This is a genomic window from Cobetia sp. AM6 (assembly GCF_009617955.1).
Classification (GTDB): Bacteria; Pseudomonadota; Gammaproteobacteria; order Pseudomonadales; family Halomonadaceae; genus Cobetia; species Cobetia amphilecti.
On the sequence record NZ_AP021868.1, the window covers coordinates 1,940,734 to 1,959,398 of the forward strand.

Annotated in this window: 16 protein-coding genes and 1 pseudogene; 3 read left to right on the forward strand and 14 right to left on the reverse strand. The window is 63.6% G+C overall.

What is annotated here, in order from left to right:
- Window positions 1-98 precede the first annotated feature (98 nt).
- Window positions 99-722 (forward strand): ACP phosphodiesterase, encoded by a 624-nt coding sequence (locus CLAM6_RS08280; protein ID WP_153635720.1) that lies wholly within the window; start codon window positions 99-101, stop codon window positions 720-722.
- 19 nt (window positions 723-741) lie between these two features.
- On the opposite strand, the gene CLAM6_RS08285 is transcribed toward CLAM6_RS08280, so the two are convergent.
- The 12 genes from CLAM6_RS08285 to CLAM6_RS08340 all read right to left on the reverse strand — a co-directional run bounded on the left by CLAM6_RS08285 (window position 742) and on the right by CLAM6_RS08340 (window position 14,018).
- Window positions 742-1,548, reverse strand: a complete 807-nt coding sequence (locus tag CLAM6_RS08285) for a carbonic anhydrase (protein WP_153635721.1) — start codon at window positions 1,546-1,548, stop codon at window positions 742-744.
- 232 nt (window positions 1,549-1,780) lie between these two features.
- Window positions 1,781-3,100: a molybdopterin molybdotransferase MoeA gene (locus CLAM6_RS08290; protein ID WP_153635722.1), complete on the reverse strand. Its 1,320-nt coding sequence runs from the start codon at window positions 3,098-3,100 to the stop codon at window positions 1,781-1,783.
- Window positions 3,090-3,620, reverse strand: a complete 531-nt coding sequence (moaB, locus tag CLAM6_RS08295) for a molybdenum cofactor biosynthesis protein B (protein ID WP_054556718.1) — start codon at window positions 3,618-3,620, stop codon at window positions 3,090-3,092. The genes CLAM6_RS08290 and moaB overlap by 11 nt, the downstream gene beginning before the upstream one ends.
- 2 nt (window positions 3,621-3,622) lie before the next feature.
- Window positions 3,623-3,967, reverse strand: a complete 345-nt coding sequence (locus CLAM6_RS08300) for a DUF1244 domain-containing protein (RefSeq protein WP_054556717.1) — start codon at window positions 3,965-3,967, stop codon at window positions 3,623-3,625.
- Window positions 3,968-4,280: 313 nt separating this feature from the next.
- Complete coding sequence (locus CLAM6_RS08305; RefSeq protein WP_153635723.1) at window positions 4,281-5,327, reverse strand: formate dehydrogenase subunit gamma; 1,047 nt, start codon at window positions 5,325-5,327, stop codon at window positions 4,281-4,283.
- 9 nt (window positions 5,328-5,336) lie between these two features.
- Window positions 5,337-5,996: a formate dehydrogenase FDH3 subunit beta gene (fdh3B, locus tag CLAM6_RS08310; protein WP_043333544.1), complete on the reverse strand. Its 660-nt coding sequence runs from the start codon at window positions 5,994-5,996 to the stop codon at window positions 5,337-5,339.
- Between the two features lie 130 nt (window positions 5,997-6,126).
- Window positions 6,127-8,973 (reverse strand): molybdopterin-dependent oxidoreductase, encoded by a 2,847-nt coding sequence (locus CLAM6_RS08315; protein WP_153635724.1) that lies wholly within the window; start codon window positions 8,971-8,973, stop codon window positions 6,127-6,129.
- A 214-nt stretch (window positions 8,974-9,187) separates the two neighbouring features.
- Window positions 9,188-9,415 carry a twin-arginine translocation pathway signal gene (locus CLAM6_RS08320; RefSeq protein ID WP_153635725.1) on the reverse strand — a complete coding sequence of 76 codons (228 nt, stop codon included), beginning with the start codon at window positions 9,413-9,415 and terminating at the stop codon, window positions 9,188-9,190.
- A gap of 85 nt (window positions 9,416-9,500) precedes the next feature.
- Window positions 9,501-10,277, reverse strand: a complete 777-nt coding sequence (locus tag CLAM6_RS08325; RefSeq protein WP_153635726.1) for a TorD/DmsD family molecular chaperone — start codon at window positions 10,275-10,277, stop codon at window positions 9,501-9,503.
- A gap of 4 nt (window positions 10,278-10,281) precedes the next feature.
- Window positions 10,282-12,198, reverse strand: coding sequence for a 4Fe-4S dicluster domain-containing protein (locus CLAM6_RS08330; RefSeq protein ID WP_172978662.1), 1,917 nt, complete (start codon window positions 12,196-12,198; stop codon window positions 10,282-10,284).
- Between the two features lie 480 nt (window positions 12,199-12,678).
- Window positions 12,679-13,464, reverse strand: a complete 786-nt coding sequence (locus CLAM6_RS08335) for a DUF3306 domain-containing protein (RefSeq protein WP_153635728.1) — start codon at window positions 13,462-13,464, stop codon at window positions 12,679-12,681.
- The gene (locus CLAM6_RS08340) at window positions 13,461-14,018 is read right to left on the reverse strand and encodes a DUF3305 domain-containing protein (protein WP_153635729.1); all 558 of its coding nucleotides are present in this window, start codon (window positions 14,016-14,018) and stop codon (window positions 13,461-13,463) included. Before CLAM6_RS08340 ends, CLAM6_RS08335 begins: the two co-directional genes overlap by 4 nt.
- Window positions 14,019-14,226: 208 nt before the next feature.
- Between CLAM6_RS08340 and CLAM6_RS08345 the strand changes: the two genes are divergently transcribed.
- A complete protein-coding gene (locus CLAM6_RS08345; RefSeq protein WP_131432980.1) occupies window positions 14,227-15,162 on the forward strand; it encodes a formate dehydrogenase accessory sulfurtransferase FdhD in 936 nt (311 codons plus the stop codon).
- Window positions 15,162-16,211, forward strand: coding sequence for a helix-turn-helix transcriptional regulator (locus CLAM6_RS08350; RefSeq protein ID WP_153635730.1), 1,050 nt, complete (start codon window positions 15,162-15,164; stop codon window positions 16,209-16,211). The genes CLAM6_RS08345 and CLAM6_RS08350 overlap by 1 nt, the downstream gene beginning before the upstream one ends.
- 308 nt (window positions 16,212-16,519) lie before the next feature.
- On the opposite strand, the gene CLAM6_RS08355 is transcribed toward CLAM6_RS08350, so the two are convergent.
- Window positions 16,520-17,158: a helix-turn-helix domain-containing protein gene (locus tag CLAM6_RS08355; RefSeq protein ID WP_054556712.1), complete on the reverse strand. Its 639-nt coding sequence runs from the start codon at window positions 17,156-17,158 to the stop codon at window positions 16,520-16,522.
- A 556-nt stretch (window positions 17,159-17,714) separates the two neighbouring features.
- A pseudogene (locus tag CLAM6_RS08360) lies at window positions 17,715-18,647 on the reverse strand (histone deacetylase family protein); the annotation flags it as partial.
- Between the last annotated feature and the right edge of the window lie 18 nt (window positions 18,648-18,665).

The following is an 18,665-nucleotide window of genomic DNA, read 5'->3' on the forward strand; positions in this document are numbered from 1 at the left end:
ATAGTCAGTAGAGTTGGGAAACAGGAGCAGGGTATGCAGAGCCAGGGCGCGCCAGATGAGACCGGCGACAGGATTCGCAAAAGCAGGAGTCTAGCAACTTGAACTTTCTCGGTCATGCACGCCTGAGTCTGGCGGGCAGCGATAACTTCCTGTTTGGCAACCTGATTGCCGATGGCGTGCGCGGCAGTGACCTGAGCGGCTGGTCGCCGGAGGTAGAGGCGGGCATCCGCTTTCACCGCCGCTGTGACGCGGTGATCGACGCTCATCCCGAGACACGCTGGTTGTTGACCCAGGTGCCGCCTTCGTCGCGACGTGTCGCCGGTATCGCCTTCGACATGATGTGGGATCACCGGCTGGCCGCCGAGATGCACGATGACGATATCGACCGCCTCTATCGCCTGCTGGCGCGTGAGGAGGTGCCGTCGCGCCTGTCGAGCCTGATCGAATGGATCCAGGTGCGCGATGCACTCAGGCGCTATCAGGAGCTGGAGTTCACGCTCGCGACCATTGCCAGCATCGGCGAGCGTATGACGGCCAGACGCCGCTTGCGCCAGACAAGTGATACTCGCAATGGAAGGCATACGCACAAGGTGGGCAATTTGGATGCAGGCACCAATCCGCTGGCGGACATGACGCCGTGGCTGGCGGATAACCGCGCGATGCTCGAGGACAGCTTCGCGCGGTTGTGGCCGGACATGCTGGCATTGCGCCAGCCGGCCTAAGTAGACGTGTTTTTGTCAATCAGCGCTGAAGGGGGCGGGCATTCTCTCCGCCTTGCCATTCATGGTAGGCGTCGATCTGTGCTTGGGAGGCTTCGATCGGCGTCTGCATGACAAACCAGGTGACGGGCTCAGAGCATGGCGGGGTGGTAAGCGAGCCGGAGTACTGCCAGCCGGCATGTTCGCGTGGCAGCAGCAGGTTGGCAGACAGGCCGCTTGTCAGGGTCTCGGAGAGGCCGCGCTGGGGCAGACGGCTCAACAGGCGGCTGAGGGCCAGGTTGTCATGCCCTTCCTCGACCAGTACGGCCAGCACGGCCAGCTTGCCTTCCGGCGTGCTGTGCACCAGATGAATTTCCATGGCGGCACGCTTGCCGTCGATGGCGTGCTCTGACGGCACATGCAGGTGCACCTGCGACAGGGTGTACTGGGTGCCATCCAGCGTCATGGTATTGCCGCTGGCCCCTTCGATCTGCAGGGTGTGGCCCGTATCGCGCGTGACGAGCAGCGGCGAATGGTAGTCGAGTTTCGGGCCCGCTTCATTCAGCGTGCGTGACTGGCTGTCGATATCGATCGGCGACTGCTGGCTGCCGACCGAGCACTCGGCATAGCCCGGGGTGAGCTCTCCCCAATGCTCGGGGCCATTGGCTCCGGCGTTGGTGTCATCCGCGGATTCACTCGCATAGCTCCATTCGGTGACCGACGTGCCCGGCGCAGGCGACGTGGCAATGTCATCGGCGAGTGCCGGCAAGGATGACGACGTGGTGGCAAGCAGCACAGCCATGGCAAGTGGGCGTAACAGCGCGTGGGGCGACGAGGAAGAGGCTGGCATTGAGTTGTCCTTGCTCAAGAGTCCGTAACCGATCAGTGTCCTGAGCCGCCGTAGGCAGTCAGAACTCAGATGAATGAAGGCAGTCAGTGTGCCGGACTCAGGGGCGAGGTCAAGATGACGCTGGAGTGTCACTAGGGTGTCGCATTCCAGCGTCAGTTGTCGTGACAGTTATCGCGTCAGTAGTCACGACAGTTGTAAAGACAGTTGTCAAAACAGGGAGGGGGGAGCGGTGTCAGCGCTCGAGCCACAGGCATTCCACGCTGTCGCCGTGGTTGAGCTGTGCATGGGGCGGAATCACGGCCAGTGCCTGAGCACCGGCGCAGGAGGAGAGTACCGCCGAGTTCTGGTCCGGGAAGGCATGTGCCTCAAGCTGTCCATCACTGCCGGTGGCCAAGGTGACACGCAGATGGTCCTGACGGATGGCGGTGCGGGCTGAGAAGGCCGCGCGTACCGTGAGACGTTTCAGCTCGCGCAATGCAGAGCAGTCGGTCATCTCGCCCAGTAGCGGACGAAGGAACAACCAGCCACCGACCCAGCTGGAGACCGGATTGCCCGGCAGGCCCACGACACGCACCGTGTCACCCCGGGGGCTGTTGATACTCCCCAGCGCCAGCGGTTTACCCGGTTTGATGGCCAGGCGCCACAGATCCAGACTGCCGAGCGCCTCGATGGCGGGGCGGACGTGGTCTTCCTCGCCGACGCTGACCCCACCGCAGGTGACGATCAGGTCAGCCTGTTGCGCCGCCGAAGCGAGAGCATCACGGGTGGCCTCGAAGGTATCGGCCACATTGAGTGGCGCCAGCACCACCTCAGCCCCGAAGTTGCTGAGCATCTGGCTGAGCATCACGCGATTGGAATTGTAGATCTGGCCGGGCTTGAGCGGCTGGCCGGGTTCGATCAGTTCATCGCCGGTCGCGAACAAGGCCACTCGTACCTTGCGGCGCACCAGCACGTGACTTGCCCCCTGGCCACACAGCAGGCCCAGCGCGGCAGCGTCCAGTCGTGTGCCCGCCGCGAGCAATCGATTGCCCTTGCTGACATCCCGGCCTTGAACGCGAATGTTGTCGCCGCGGGTGCGAGGCCCGGGCAGCCAGGCCAGAGTGGTGCCACCTTCGCCTTCACGCAGTGTCACCTCTTCCTGCATGACCACCACGTCACCGCCGTCTGGGATTTCCGCTCCGGTGAACAGGCGCGCACAACTCGCCACGGCCAGCGGCGTGGCAGGCTGGCCTGCCGCGATACGCTGACTGATCGGCAGCCAGGCACCGTCACCGATGTCCGCCACCCGGGCGCAGTAACCATCCATCTGGGAGTTGTCGGCAGGCGGCACGTCAAGCTCGGCATGCACGTCCTCGGCGAGCACACGTCCGGCGGCGTCACTGACTGCCACGCGCTCGGCTGGCATCAGCGGGCAGCTGTCACGTAGCGCTGCGAGTGCACTGGCCAGGGGCGCCAGCCCCTTGGCGCCGGCAGGCACGGCGTCGCAGCCACATTCTGCCGCCGCGGAAGGCGACGGCTGGGAATGCGGGTCTTTACTGGCGTCAGTGGGCATGGGTTCCGCGCTCCGGAATCACCAGGTTGGCGAAGTTGCAGGGGCGGTGACGGCTGTCGAGCTGCTCCTTGAGGATGCCGTTCCAGGCCGTCTTGCAGGCGCCGGTGGAGCCGGGCAGACAGAACACCACGGTACGGTTGGCCAGCCCTCCCAGACAGCGGCTCTGGATCGTCGAGCTGCCGACTTCCTGGTGTGAAAGCTGACGGAAGAGTTCGCCGAAGCCCTGGATTTCCTTGTCGAGCAGCACGCGAATGGCTTCCGGTGTGGAATCACGCCCGGTGAAGCCTGTGCCGCCCGTCGTCAGGATGACCTGCACGGCCGGGTCCGCGATCCACTCGCTGACCACGGCGCGCAGTTGGTAGACGTCATCGGGCACGATGCGCTTTTCATGCAGGCTGTGGCCAGCCGCCGTCAGGTTGTCGACCAGGGCGTCGCCGGAGCGGTCATTCTCTGCGGTGCGTGTATCCGAGACGGTCAATACCGCGATGGTGAGGCCGATCTGTTCGTCATTGCCGCTCATGATCAGTCCTTCTTGCCTTGTTGACGTGCCTCGAGCGCTGCCAGCTGCTCAGGTGTCGCCTTGGCCTGGTGATGTGTCTTCCACTCGGAATAGGGCATGCCGTAGACATGCTCGCGCGCCGCATCGTAATCGAAGCTCACGCCGCGCTCCTCGCCAGCGGCCATCAGCCACTTGGACAGGCAGTTGCGGCAGAAGTCGGCGAGGATCATCAGATCGATATTCTGGACATCCTTGTTGTCATCCAGATGCTTGAGCAGACGACGGAACGCGGCCGCTTCCAGCTCGGTGCGGGTCTGTTCGTCCAGTTGGCTCAGGTCTTGTACGGCTTGAGGGGTCGGGTCGCTCATCGAATTCTCCTGAGAAGGCGCAGCCAAGCGCCAGCCTTCATGCTGTCGGGGTGCCTGGTGGGCCCAGGCGGGATATCTGAAACTTTACGCAACTAATGCAGAGCTGTGAACCAGTGCTGCACGCCTGTGGTTTGGTCTGTGGTTTGGCAGACGGATTGGCAGGCGGGTTGGCCGGTGGAACGCCAGTGGGTGGCAGAGTCGCGAAAGAGTGTGCGCGGGCAAGCGAGAGAGCAGGCGCTGGCAAGCGAAAACGCCCGGCAGGCGAACCTGACCGGGCGTATCTTCACTCATCCAGCGGATGTCTGACGCCGCGCTAATTCGGACGTTGCTGACGTGCCAGGCTATCGTCAGGTGCCGTGGCGGGGTCTGCTGCCGGGTCTGCCGCTTCGGCCTGCTTGACCTCGTCGTACCACAGATTGTGGTGCTGCTTGGCCCAAGTCTCATCGACGTAACCGGTCTTCATGCCCTCGAAGGCACCCTCGGTACCAGCGGTGCCGATATAGATGTGGCCGAAGGACACCGCGATCAGCATCAGCGAGGCGATGCCGTGGAAGACATTGGCCCACTGCATGTTGTCACGCGTCTGGCCGAAGATCGGGAAGTCCAGTACCAGCCCGCTGGCAATCACTACCAGGCCGACCGTCGCCAGAATCCAGTACCAGGCCTTTTCTCCACCATTGGCGAAGCCGGCGTCCGGATGCTTGCCCTTCATCATGCCGCCACCCTGACGGAACCAGTCAAGGTCATGCTTTTTGGGAAGATTGAGCTTCAGCCACTTGGCCAGCACCAGGATCAGCATGATCGAGAACAGGGGCCCCACATAGTTGTGGATCACCTTGGTCGCCATGATCATGTTGGCCCAGAACACATCCCCGAATACATTGCGGAACACGAACTTGCCCCACAGCAGATTGATGCCGGTGATGGCCAGCGTCAGGAACAGCGTCGCCAGCGTCCAGTGCATGGCGCGCTCCAGTGCCGTCCAGCGCAGCATCAGCTTGCCGCTGCGCGGATGGTCCAGATTGTTGCGTCCCACCAGCAGGTAGAAGATCACCAGCACGGCCAGCATGCCACCCAGTGCGATCAGGCCGCCCGGTGAGATCCAGCGATTGCGGATCTGACGCCAGGTCTCGCCGCTCTGGTTGATCAGGCTGTAGTTGGAGTCATGTCGGCTGTCTATGGAGTTGCCCCCATTCTTGACCTGCCGCCAGGTATCGGCGTCCACCGTGCCGACCGCCTGACCGATCTCGCCGTCAGGGTTCGCGGCCAGTGCCTGAGGAGCCAGCCAGAGACTGGCCAGCATCAGGCACAGGAACATGGCGACCACGGTCAACCGTGAAGCTGTAAAGTGCGCGCGCATGTCGCCTCCTTACCCCTTGCGGGCTGCGTCGTAGGCCAGGTGGTCCGCCTGCTGAACGCTGCTGGTGGTCAGGTTGGCAGAGGTTTCCGGATGGCTGGCCTTGTCGACCGGCGACCAGGCGCCGTCTTCATGGCCCCGATAGACCACACGCTGACGGAAGATGTCGGAGACGGTCTCGGCATCGCCGGCCAGCAGGGCCTTGGTGGAGCACATCTCGGCGCACAGCGGCAGCTTGCCTTCGCTGATGCGGTTGGCACCGTACTTCTCGAACTCTTCTTCCGGGCTCTCGGCCGGGCCACCGGCGCAGAAGGTGCACTTGTCCATCTTGCCGCGCTCGCCGAAGGCGCCTTGCTGCGGGAACTGCGGGGCGCCGAACGGGCAGGCGTACAGGCAGTAGCCGCAGCCGATGCAGATGTCCTTGTCGTGCAGGACGATACCGTCATCGGTCTTGTAGAAGCAGTCGGTGGGGCAGACCGCCATGCACGGCGCGTCATCGCAATGCATGCACGCCACCGAGATGGAGACTTCACTCGGCTTGCCGTCGTCCAGGGTCACCACGCGGCGACGCTGAACGCCCCATTCGGTCTCGTTGGCGTTCTTGCAGGCTGTCACGCAGCCATTGCACTCGATGCAGCGCTCTGCATCACACAAAAATTTCATCTGGGCCATGGTGCTTCTCCTTCACAGCCTGTCGCCGGGTTCCTCGGTCAACAGGCCGGATGATTCTGGTAACGGATACGTCCGATCGTGTCTTGCGCTGCGTCCGGGCCGCGTCATCGGGACGCGGCCGTCACTCGAGTCAGGCGAGGCTGACGCGGCACAAGGTGACCTTGGTTTCCTGCATCAGGGTCACGGGGTCGTAGCCGTAGGTGGTCGCGGTATTGGCCGATTCACCGAGCACATAGGGCACGGTACCTTCCGGATAGCGGGACTCGAGGGATTCGCCCTCGTAATGCCCACCGAAGTGGAAGGGCATGAAGACGACATCCGGGCCGACACGCTCGGTGACCATCGCCATCACCTTGACGCGGCCGCCCTCGGCGCCCTCGACCCAGACCATGTCGCCGTCCTTGATGCCCTGGTCATTGGCCAGTGCCGGATTGATCTCGACGAACATCTCCTGCTGCAGCTCGGCCAGCCACGGAATGGAACGTGTCTCTTCGCCACCCCCTTCGTATTCCACCAGGCGGCCCGAGGTCAGGGTGATCGGGTACTTGGCGCTGACGTCCTTCTCCTGGATGGAGGCGTAGAGCGTCGGCAGGCGATAGATGGACTCGGAATCCGGCCAGGTCGGGTAGTCCTTCACCAGGTCGCGACGCGCGGTATACAGCGGCTCGCGGTGCTTGGGGATCGGGTCCGGGAAGGTCCACACCAGGGCACGCGCCTTGGCGTTGCCATACGGCATGCAGCCATGCTTGATGCACACGCGCTGGATGCCGCCAGAGAGATCGGTCTTCCAGTTCTTGCCTTCCGCCGCCTGCTTTTCCTCGGCCGTCAGGTCATCCCACCAGCCCAGCTGCTTGAGCAGCTTGTCGGTGAATTCCGGATAGCCATCCTCGATCTCGGCGCCCTTGGACCAGGAGCCTTCCGCGAGGATGTTGGTGCCGTTGTGCTCCACGCCATAACGCGCGCGGAAGTTGCCGCCACCCTCGGCCACCGTCTTGGAGGTGTCATACAGGATGGGCGAGCCCGGGTGACCCATCTCCGGCGTGCCCCAGCACGGCCAGGGCAGGCCGTAGAAGTCGCCGTTGGCCGGGCCGCCACGGGCCTTGAGCGTCTCGAAGTCGAAGGTGTGCCAGTTCTGCTGGTGAGCCTTCAGGCGTTCAGGGCTCTGGGCGGTGTAACCCACCGTCCACATGCCGGCATTGAACTCGCGCGTGATGTCCTCGACGACGGGCACGCTGCCCTCGACCTTGATGTTGCGGAACAGCTCGTCGGCGAAGCCCAGCTTGCGAGACAGCAGGTACATGATCTCGTGGTCAGGCTTGGACTCGAACATCGGCTCGATGACCTGATCGCGCCACTGCAGGGAGCGGCTTGAGTTGGTCACGCTGCCGGTGGTCTCGAACTGGGTCGCGGCCGGCAGCAGGTAGACGCCGTCGGTACGGTCGTGCATGACGGCGGCGATGGTCGGGTAGGGGTCGACCACCACCATCATGTCCAGCTTGGCCATCGCCTTCTTCATCTCCGGCCCGCGGGTCTGGGAGTTGACGGCATGACCCCAGTAGAACATCGCCTTGAGCGCGGTGCGCTGGGAGATGCGGTCCGGGTTCTCGAGCACGCCATCGACCCAGCGCGAGACGGTGATGCCGTTGGTGTGCATCGGCTTGCCGTCGTGATATTCGGTCTGGTCGTAGCGGTTCTGGATCCATTCGTAATCGACGTTCCAGACCTTGGACCAGTGCTTCCACGCGCCTTCTGAGAGGCCGTAGTAGCCCGGCAGGGAGTGGGACATCAGGCCCAGATCCGTGGCGCCCTGGACGTTGTCGTGGCCACGGAAGATGTTGGCGCCGCCACCGGACTTGCCGATGTTGCCCAGCGCCAGTTCCAGGATGCAGTAGGCGCGGGTGTTGTTGTTGCCGGTGGTGTGCTGGGTGCCGCCCATGCACCACACGACGCTGCCCGGACGGTTCTGGGACAGCCGGCGCGCGACGTCGAGCATGTCGGCCTCGGCTACGCCGGTGATGCGCTCGACTTCCGCCGGCGGGAACTTGGCGACTTCGGCACGCACTTCATCCATGCCGTAGACACGCTGCTGGATGTAGGCCTCATCTTCCCAGCCGTTCTCGAAGATGTGCCACAGCAGGCCCCAGATGTAGGCGACATCGGTACCCGGACGCAGGCGCACGTACTTGTTGGCCTTGGCGGCGGTCCGCGTGAAGCGCGGATCGACGACGATGATCTCGGCGTTGGAGCGCTCCTTGGCCAGCAGGATGTGCTGCATGGCCACCGGATGCGCTTCGGACGGGTTGGAACCGATGAACAGGATCGAACGACAGTTGTGCATGTCGTTGAAGGAGTTGGTCATCGCCCCGTAGCCCCAGGTATTCGCGACCCCGGCCACCGTGGTGGAGTGGCAGATACGCGCCTGGTGATCGACGTTGTTGGTGCCGAACAGGGCCGCGAACTTGCGCATCAGGTAGGCCTGTTCATTGCTGAACTTGGCCGAGCCCAGCCAGTAGATGCTATCGGGGCCGTGCTCCTTGGTGAGCTCGAGCACCTTGTCGCCGACTTCCTCGATGGCCTGCTCCCAGGAGAGCTTCTTCCACTTGCCACCTTCGAGCTTCATCGGGTACTTGAGGCGACGGTCAGAGTGACCATGCTCACGCAGCGATGCGCCCTTGGCGCAGTGCGCGCCACGGTTGAAGGGGTGATCGAAGGCGGGTTCCTGCTTGGTCCAGACACCTTCCTGGACCTCGGCATAGACGCCGCAGCCCACGGAGCAGTGTGAGCAGATGGTGCGCTTCGTCTCGACCGGCGCATCAGACACTTCGGTCTTGGCTTCGGCGCGTTTCATCATCGGGGCGGCCATGAAGCTCGCGGCGGCAAGGCCGCCGGTGGCGACACCGCTGCGTTTAAGGAACTGGCGGCGGTTGATGCCGAGTCCTGAGGTCTCTTTGGCAGAGGGGGTGGGGGTCAGTCGCATGACATCATCTCTCCTCGTCACCCGAATCATTGCCCGGGCCGCGTGAGCGGGTCAGGGGGCAATGTCGGGAGCGGCGGTCTTTCAGATCAGGGGCAGTCCTGATCCGTGCCGACTTGTCACTGTCGATGGCGGGCGGAAACCTCTCCGCGCTGCCCGTTGTTCAGGCCGCTGGCCGCGCGCATGGCGCAGGCTCGGGGCACTGTCTGTCTAGCATTCAGTCACGCAGCGTGGCGTAGAAGGCCTTGACGTGATCACTCTCGCGATAGTTGTCACTGCCCTTGTCCTTGACGGGGGCCTCTGGCGCGGCCTGGTCCGGAATCACGGCACCGGCCAATGACCCTGCTGCGGCAACCCCTACGGTGCTGGCGCCCAGTACACGCAGGAATTTGCGGCGCCCCTGGCGCGCCTGGTTATGGCTGTCTTTTGCGTCATCAGTCTTCATGCTGATCTCCTGTCGGCAATGCTGCTGGGTGATGCGAGATGGATAGCGTTGCAGTCTCGAATGTTGCTTCACGTCATGCGTGACATCAGTGTCTTGCGTCGGGCGCCACACTGGCTGGCGTGACGAGCTGGACGGCCTCGGCCGTCACCTGCACGCCAGAGTTGTTTTCGGTCGCCGCATGCAGCGGGATCGAGTCACCGAGGTTCAGGCGCTCTGCCCGCAGGAAGGCCTGCCCCAGGTAGCCGACGGCGGCATAGAAGGGGCTCTCGCGTCCCGCGAGGTCGGCGCAGCAGCGCTCGCCCCAGCTGGCCACATGGCGGCGGAAGAAATTGACCTGCTCGCCGGGCACCTCATCGATCAGCATGGCCATCACCTCGCACAGTGCGCCGAGGTGATCCTCGGGCTCATGCACATCGCTCTGGCGTTCGAAGCCGAGACGTTTCAGGTCCTGGCGCAGGGCGACCAGCGGCATTTCCATCAGCGAGCCGGTGAGGTACCAGCTGGCGTAGGGCACTACCTCGCCCTGCACCACGCCTACCAGGCTCTGGAAGAAGTCGTCTTCCAGACGGCGCGAGTCGCTGACGCGGGCGGCCAATGACAGCGACGCCAGCGCGCGCGGCAGTTGTTGCTCGGCGGCCCCGGGCAGGCTGATTGCGTCATGGTCGAGTTCGGCCAGAAAGTCGATCAGTTCCGCATCCGGTGCCGCGCGCAATAGCCGCGCCAGCAGCCGGTAGAGGTCGGCGCGCAATGCCTGCTGTTCTTCACTATGGCTTATCAGAGAGTCGGCCGCAGTGGTGTCAGGTGCACGATCGTCAGTCCCACCTGCTGCAAAGTCGTCGGGAGTCGACGTGGGTGATGTCATTGGCTCAAACCTTGAGTTGGGCATCGGGATTGCGTGCCATTTCGTGCCAGATGTCCTTGACGCGGCAATCGCTGCACATCTTCAGGCGCAGTGCGCCATCGCCCTGGAAGTAGGCATGCGAGGCCAGTTTGGTCTGCATCGCCGTGATGGTGGCGGTGGAGCCGAACGGCGTGCCGCAGCTGATGCAGGGGAAGGGCACATCCTGCTTGATCAGCTGCGGTTCGCGCCGCACGTCGGGCTGCGGGGCAAAGCCAGGCGTCAGGGTGATGACCTGCTCTGGGCATGCCTGCTCGCACAGGCCACACTGCACGCAGTCACCTTGAGTGAAGGATAGTGCAGGCGACGTGCGATTGGCCGAGAGGGCGCTGGTCGGGCAGACGGCGACGCAGCCCTGACACAGCGTGCAGTTGTCGCTGTCGACGTTCACCACGCCGAAGGGCGCGCCTGTCGGCACGGCGACGCTGTCCTGCGCCAGGTCCGCGACCGACAGGGTCGCCAGGTGATCGAGCACCCGATTGAGGCGTTCGCGCTTGCCGGGGCGTGCCTGCGGCTGACCCAGCAGCCAGTCACGGGCGATCGGCTGGCTGGGCTGCTGCTCTTCTTCACTGTCCGCGCCCGGTGCCAGAGCGACACACAGCGGCGTGATCAGGGGTAGGGCTTCAGTCTCGTAGCTATCCATTTGTGGCAGGGGGGATGGCAAAGAGACGAAGCGAATGCGCGGCTCGCCACTGTCCGCATTGGCAAGCCCCATGCTGTCGAGCAGGGTCAGTGCCAGGCGACGTTCGCTATCGAGCTGCTGGTGCTGGCCTGCGGGCAGGTCGTGGGGCAGTTCGACGATGACCTGCGTCGCGCCGAGTGCGAGAGCGGCCAGCCACTCGTCGTGCCCGGTGGCGGAGATTTCCTCGAGGGTGATATCGAGGCAGCGCTCTTGGTCGACACTCGCCAGGGCAGTCTGCGAGGCAGGGGATTGCTCCAGGCGATAGCGCAGCAGCGGGTAGAGGCCACCGCCATCCTGATAGCGCTCCAGCAGGCGCTGGATCTGCTCCATGCGCTGCTCGGCCGGGGGCTGGGTGAAGCTCAGCGCGCCGGTCGGGCAGGCGCTGACGCAGCTGGCCGCGCCGTGGCACAGGTAAGGGTCGATCTCGATATGCGCATTGCGACGACCGGCCACCGAGAAGATGGCATCGGCGCTGCACGACGACAGGCAACGCGTACAGCCGATATTGCCGGCACTGGAGTGCGCGCAGGTATCGAGATTGACGGTCACGTAATTCGGTTTGTCGAAGTTGCCGATCAGACCCGCGAACTGCATGGCCCAGGCGGTCAGCTGTGACAGTGATTCCTGAGAGGCCTCAGCATCGGCGACCAGCTGATCCAGCTCGGCGATGACGTCCGCGCCGGCTTGCAGATAGCCGGGCGGTGGCAGTTCCGCCTGGTTGAGCGGCTGGCTGGACAGGTCGGCGATCAGGTCGAAATGGGTCGCGCTGCCAGCACCTTGCGGCACCAGCGCGGCAGCCAGATTGACGCCATCACTGGCAAGGCTGAACTGGCCGAGGTGACCGCTCAGCGCGAGCATGTCACGCGGGGCACTGTGCACAGGCAGCGACTCACTGGCGGCGAGATGCTGTTCATCCATCGTCACCAGCGCACTGTTGTCCTGCTCACTGATCAATAGTGCCAGCGGCAGCTGAGCGGTGGCCGGCAGGCGGGACAGCAGACTCGCCAGTGCTCGCACTCGTGCTTCGCTGCCGATGATCACGGTGCGTCCCTGACTGTGATAGCGGATGGGGGCGCTACCGGCATCCGTCGCCAACAGCGGCAGACTTGAGGCAGGCGAGCCACCCATGGCGGATGACAGGGCGCGTTGGCGTGCTTGTTGATTGAGGGCGCGCTGAGCGCTCTCGAGGCTTGAGCTGAGCATCCTCATCCTTATTCGGTCGTGGCGGACCTTGCATGCAAGCTGCCGTCAGGTGGCAGGCGGATGATGCAGGTCCCGGTCGTCGCTGATTCTCGCGGTCTCTCGCGGTCAGAGCCGGGTCGGCGATCGACAGTCGTTCAGTGGGGGATTCATGACAGGCCAACCATCTTTGCATGCTGTTGATGACATTGCCGTTTTCACGCCCGGCGAGAAGAGGGGCGCGGTCAGGTCGCGCAGGCACTCATCAGCGCAGGCGGTTGACGCCAGTCATCATCTTCAAGGGTTGGCATGTCATGCTGAATCTTGCATGTGCGTTGCAGTCAGTGCGCCTTGATGAGGCGCGTCAGGGTGACCCATGAGGCATCAGGATGACCTCGGTCAGACGTATCCGGCTTACTCGTGGGCCATAATGACGCATGTTGATTGTGCGGCGCGTCATCCTGACGCCCTGGCGCTGGAGGCGTCTGTGGGGCCAGCCCCGGCTCACGGCTTGTGGCGGACGCCGCCGACATCATCTGACGCGGGAGCTGGCTCGCGCGAGTCTTCTGCTCGTATCGCTTGCGGGTCAGGCGACTCGACTATCTCGTCGCTGGGCGTCGCGTGTGACTCGCCCACTGGCGCCTCACCGTCAGGCGCCTGCTCAGCGATCTGGTCGTCTGTCTCCTGCGCCGTATCCGCCTGGGGTGTCTCGCTTGCCTCACCGAGCTTTTCCAGGCCTTCTTCGACCTTGCGGGTCCAGCTGCGCAGCGTGTCGGCGACACCTTCGGCGAGCGGGCGCATCTGGGAGAAGTCCTGGTCGTAGTCATCCAGCCCATCGCGCACCGAGTGCTCGCCCCCCATGAAGATGCGTCGCAGCGCACGCTGGCGTAGCGCCGGGTCCACGCCGCTCTGCATGAAGGCGCTGATGTCGGCGTCTGGGGTCAGGGTGTCCGGGTCTGGCAGCTCGATGACTGGCACTTCAGCGTTGTCAGCGTCTGCTGCCTGCTGATCGCTCTCGGCGGTTGCCTGCTCTGCTGCCTGCTCTGCTGCCGAGGAGGGGCTATCGCCGCTCAGGGATTCGTGCTGCGAGCCGCGCGCTGCAGGGGTGTCAGCGCTACTTTCAGAGGCGACTCCCACCTGTGACGGCGGAAGGCTGTCGGCTTTACTCACCTCGGTGCTGTCCGGCTGTGACAGTTGGTCTTCACGGCGGCTGTCGCCTTGCTTGCGGCGTGACCAGCGCGAGAACAGGCCTTCATGGGCAGGGCTTGCGTTGTCGTCGTGCTGGCTCATGACGTGCTTTCCGTACCATCACCGGGCTGATGAGTCTTGTTGGGCGTCACGGCGTGCTGCTCTGCCTGACTGGCGCGCCCGGCGCCCTTGCGTTTCTTCTTCTTGCCTTCGTCGAGTCGTTCGCCGTGACGCGCGAGGTAGGCTTCCAGCCACACCATCAAGGCCGGGGGCATCGGCACATCCAGCACCAGCTGGTCGCCATCCATCCAATGCGATGCTACCTCCTGACAGGCCGTCACCACGCGGGGCTGCATGCCGTCGGCTTCACGCTCATCGCATTGGACGAACAGGCGCGGCTGCTCGCAGCGCAGGTTGTAGCGGTAATCGGTGCGCTCGGTGAGGTGAAGCTGCAGCGGCAGGATGCGGCGATGCGCTACTTCATCAGCGGCGGCAGGCTCCGCTACGTGCGATTCCGTCTCTGGCGTTGCAGAGGGCGAGAGGTCGGCAATCCGCCAGGTGTCGATGCTGAAACGCCCCAGTTTCTGCGTGGTGGGCGCCAGGGTGACGCTCAACCAGCGGGTGTCGTCACTGCGGGGAGGGATGGATTCAGACATGGCTTCCTTGTTCACTGCTGTACCCGCAAGCGGGTCTGAAAAGAATGCTGCGATGGTGCTGGTGTGCAAGATACATGCCGGCGCATGCGATATCAGGGTTACCGTCAGTCAGTGCGGGGACAGCTCTGCCATCAGACTGGTACTCTACGGCGATTCAGCGCAAGAATTGCCATTCCAACCGGCTCGATCAGGGAGACCCGAGTTCATGATGCCCTCTGCACGGCCAGCGATCAGTCGCGCCACACTACCCACTACGCTGGACATCGAAGTCATGGATGAGCGCGGTGAGCGCCATCAGCAGTCCATTGCCGCCGAGCGCTCGCTGACCATCTATCTCAATCGTCGCGAGATCGTCACCTTGATGACCCTGGGTGCCGAACCTGAGGCGCTGGTGGCCGGTTATCTGCGCAATCAGGGACTGCTGGGTGAGCTTGAGGACCTCGAAGCGCTGCAGGTGGATTGGGAAGTCGAGAGCGCCTCGGTGGTGACGCGTCATCTACCCGAGGATATCGAGCAGCGCCTCGGCAAGCGCACCGTGACTACCGGCTGTGGGCAGGGCACGGTATTCGGCAATCTGCTGGAGCGCCAATCACTGGCTGCGCTGGATGCAGGCCCCTTCAGTCAGGCCCTGTTGTATCGCCTGCTGGAGGCGCTGGCGGCGCACAACGCGACTTATCGCAAGGCCGGCGCGGTTCACGGCTGCGCCCTGTGTCGGGATGATGAAGTGCTGGCGTTCATCGAGGATGTCGGCCGCCACAACGCCGTCGATACGCTGGCGGGGCTGAGCTGGTTGGCGCCCCTGAGTGATGATGCCAGTGATTATCAGGGGGCCAACATCTTCTACACTACCGGTCGTCTGACTTCCGAGATGGTACTGAAGGTGGCTCAGGCGGGGATCTCGGTGCTGGTCTCGCGTTCCGGCGTCACGCAGAAGGGAGTGGAGCTGGCGGAACGCTTTGGCGTGCTGTTGATCGCGCGCGCCAAGGGGCGCCACTTCCAGGCGGTGGACCCTGCCGGGCGGCTGGTGCTGGATGCCATCCCGCCGCTGCGTGCCGGCGACGCTCTCAAATCATCGCGCCATGACGCGTCAGGCAAGCCATCTTCAGCAGATGGCGCAGCCGGACATGACAAGGGGGCGCAGTGATGAGTCGTCTTTCTTCGCCGCTGGGCGTCATACCCTCACAGGGCTTTTCCTCTGAACTCGGCGCACCTTCGGGCGGCTCTACCGCTGAGTCTTCAGGCGAGGCCCTGAATGCGGCCACCGGCCGGCAGGCTCCGGTTCCCCACGACAACCCCTTTCTGACGGTGCAGGAAGTCGCGCGCCTTCTGCACCTCAACGAGAAGAAGATCTATCAGCTGGCCAGTGACGGCACCATGCCGGCGACCAAGGTGACCGGCAAGTGGCTCTTTCCGCGGCGCCTGGTGGAGCAATGGATTCTCGAGTCCAGCCATCATGGTGTGCTGGCGGATCGCCTGATGATCACCGGCAGTGATGACCCGCTGCTGGCCGCGCTCTCCATGCGTCTCAATCAGCAGCATGCCGGTAGCGCCTTCTATGGCATGAGCGTCACCGGCACGCGTCTGGGGCTTGATCTGCTCAGCCAGGGGCGTGCTGACGTCTGCGCCATTCACTGGGGGCGCGCGGAGGAGGCGGCGCTGCGTCATCCGGCGCTGATTCGCGGCCATGATGGCTATCGTCAGTGGGTGATGGTGCGGCTTGCGCGCCGTACCCAGGGGCTGATCATCCGCAATGATGATCGCCATCTGTCCATCGACCCCAGCGGCCTTTTCGGTTCGCAGCGGCGTTGGGCGGTGCGACAGGAGGGGGCAGGTTCGCAGCGCTTCCTGCAGGAGTGGCTGTCCGGCCATCAGATGCGTGCCGAGCAGCTCAACACCCTGGCGATCGCCTATTCCGAGCGTGAGGTGGCCTCGATGGTGGCGCGCGGCGAGGTGGATGTCGGCCCCGGTACGCTGTCGGCCGCCAATGAGTTCGGCCTCGGCTTCGTGCCGGTCTGTGAAGAGGCCTTCGACCTGGTGGTACCGCGCAATGTCTACTTCCGCGATCTCTTCCAGGGGTTGCTGGATTATCTTGCCACACCGAATGGCATCCAGCTGGCGCAATCCCTCGGCGGCTATGATCTGCGCGAATGCGGTCAGTTGATCTGGCGCGGCGATGCCGCACAGCACGATTGAGACGCTCGGTATCGAGACGCTCTGTAATGAGACGCTCGATAAACTGAACACCCAGTGGATGCTGGCGGTCAGGACTCGGCGCAAGCCATGAGTGTCTTTGCGATATCCAGAAAAATCGCCCATTAGCGCATGGCTAGTGGGCGATTTTTTTATTTCGAGCTGACGGCGAGCATGGTCAAGCAAGTCATTGTTTTGAATGGACCGGCCAGGTGACGCTCGCGTTAAGGCAATCTTTGCAGTTTAGCTTCCTGCCAGTGCGTTACGTGGCTTGTCTCACTTCAACACAGCCCAGCTCACTTCAAATCAGATCAGCTCGGATCCGAATCATTGCGAGTGCACACCGACAGCACGATGGCATCTTCTTCGCTGGTAGAAACCAGAGCGTGCCCCATGTCGGAGTCGAAATAGATGCTGTCACCCTCACCCAGCGGCAAGGGTTCATAGAATTCCGAATAGAGCAGAATGCTGCCCGCCAAGACCATCAGGAACTCCTCGCCGTCGTGACGCACCCAGTCGGGGAAGTCATCGAAGCTGCGCGCACGCACGCGAGTCTTGAAAGGAATCATGCGTTTCTGCGCCAGCTGCCAGGACAGCAGCTCGTGCTCATAGGTCGGGGTCGGGTGTGACTTGCCATCACCGACGCGCGTCAGATCGCGACGCCCGAGTGTGCCACTCTGGCGCTTGGGCGGGCTCAGCAGCTGCGGCAGGTCGATGTTGAGACCATGAATCAGCTTCTGGACCGCCGTGAAGGTCGGCGAGATCTGCTCGTTCTCGATCTTGGACAATGTCGAGCGTGCCAGTCCCGTGCGCTGGCTGACATCTTCCAGCGTCCAGTGATGGGAGAGGCGGATCTGCTTCACGCGTTCGCCAAGCTTCAGGGGCTCAACGAAGGGTTTGCGACCGGAGGCGATCCGGACGGCGGCGTCCTTGTCTGTCGGTGTGCTCATGAGAGTGGCTTCGCTATGGGCGTGATATTGGCGGCGCACGACATCGGGTGTCGCAGCGCTGTCAGCTGGCGATAAAGTTTACTATCGGAAACTTTATCGCCAGCTTATCACAGCATGGCAAACGCGCATCATCCCGACACGTAGCCAACATGGCTGTCCGCGACATGGCTGTCTGTGACATGGCTGTTCGCGACACCGAAGGCTCGCTGGTGCTCCAATGATGCAGCGACAGGTTTCCTGGCTGCGGGAAACCTGTCGTGAGGTGTGGTGTGCGTCAGGGAAAAAGTCACCGGTGCGGGGGATGCCCAGCGCTAGAACAGTCGGGCACTAGAGCAGCCAGACGCTAGAACAGCGGGTGATCACGCTCATCCTCGGCGGGCTTGGCAAGCGACGGCTGGACGCCGTCTGGTGTGCCAGAGGCGGAGCGGGGCGGGAGGGCATCCACGGTGGGAGGCGCGAGATCGAGCTGGTCTGGCTCGGGTTTGTTTGACTCGGGTCGCTCTGACATGGGTTGCTCAGAAGGACGATGGCCGCCGGCACGTGCCTCGAGGCCATCCTGCATCGGCAAGCCCGCCAGCGCCTTGAGATGCGCCTCGGTGCTGCGCCCCAGCGCCTCCAGGCAATACCCGCCCTCCAGCACGGAGACGATACGCCCGTGGCAGTGACGCCGCGCGACATCCATCGCCAGTAGGGTGACCCAGTAATAGTCGTCATCTTCCAGGCACAGTTCTGCCATCGGGTCTTCACGGTGCGCGTCAAAGCCCGCCGAGATCAGGATCAACTCCGGCTTGAAATCATCAAGCTTCTTCAGCCATTGGGCTTCAATGGCGCGCCGGAAGGCCAGTGAGCCGCTGCCTTCGCTCAGGGGCGTGTTGTGGATGTGCTCCCAGCGGCTCTCCAGGTAGCGCCACGGGTACATGGCGTCCTGAAAGGAGGAGCACACCAGCGTATCGGGGTCATGCTTGAAGATATCGACGGTGCCGTTGCCCTGGTGTACATCGAAATCGAGGATCGCGATCCGCTTCACGCCGTAATGCTGGCGGGCGTGCAGAGCGCCCACCGCCACGTTGTTGTAGAAGCAGAAGCCCATCGCATCGGCGCGTTCGGCATGGTGGCCCGGGGGGCGCACGGCGCAGAAGACGTTGTCGGCCTGATCACGCATCACCTGGTCGACCCCGCGTACCACCGCGCCGGCGGCCAGTCGCGCCGCGACCAGGCTATCGGCACACATCACGGTGTCTTCGTTGATGGTCAGCAGCTGCCCGGCCTGGGGCGGACATTTCTCCAACGCCTGCAGGTGGCGCATGGGGTGCACGCGCGCCAGCTGCTCAAGCGTTGCCGCTCGCGCACTGTATTGCTGGACATGCTGAATCACGCCGCTCAGCGCCAGCTGACGCTCGATGGCCTGCAGACGCAGTGGGCTCTCGGGATGGGTGGGGCCCATGAAATGCTGACCGCAGTCGCGATGGGATATGTAGGAGGTGATCATCGGCATGCCTGCGTGAGT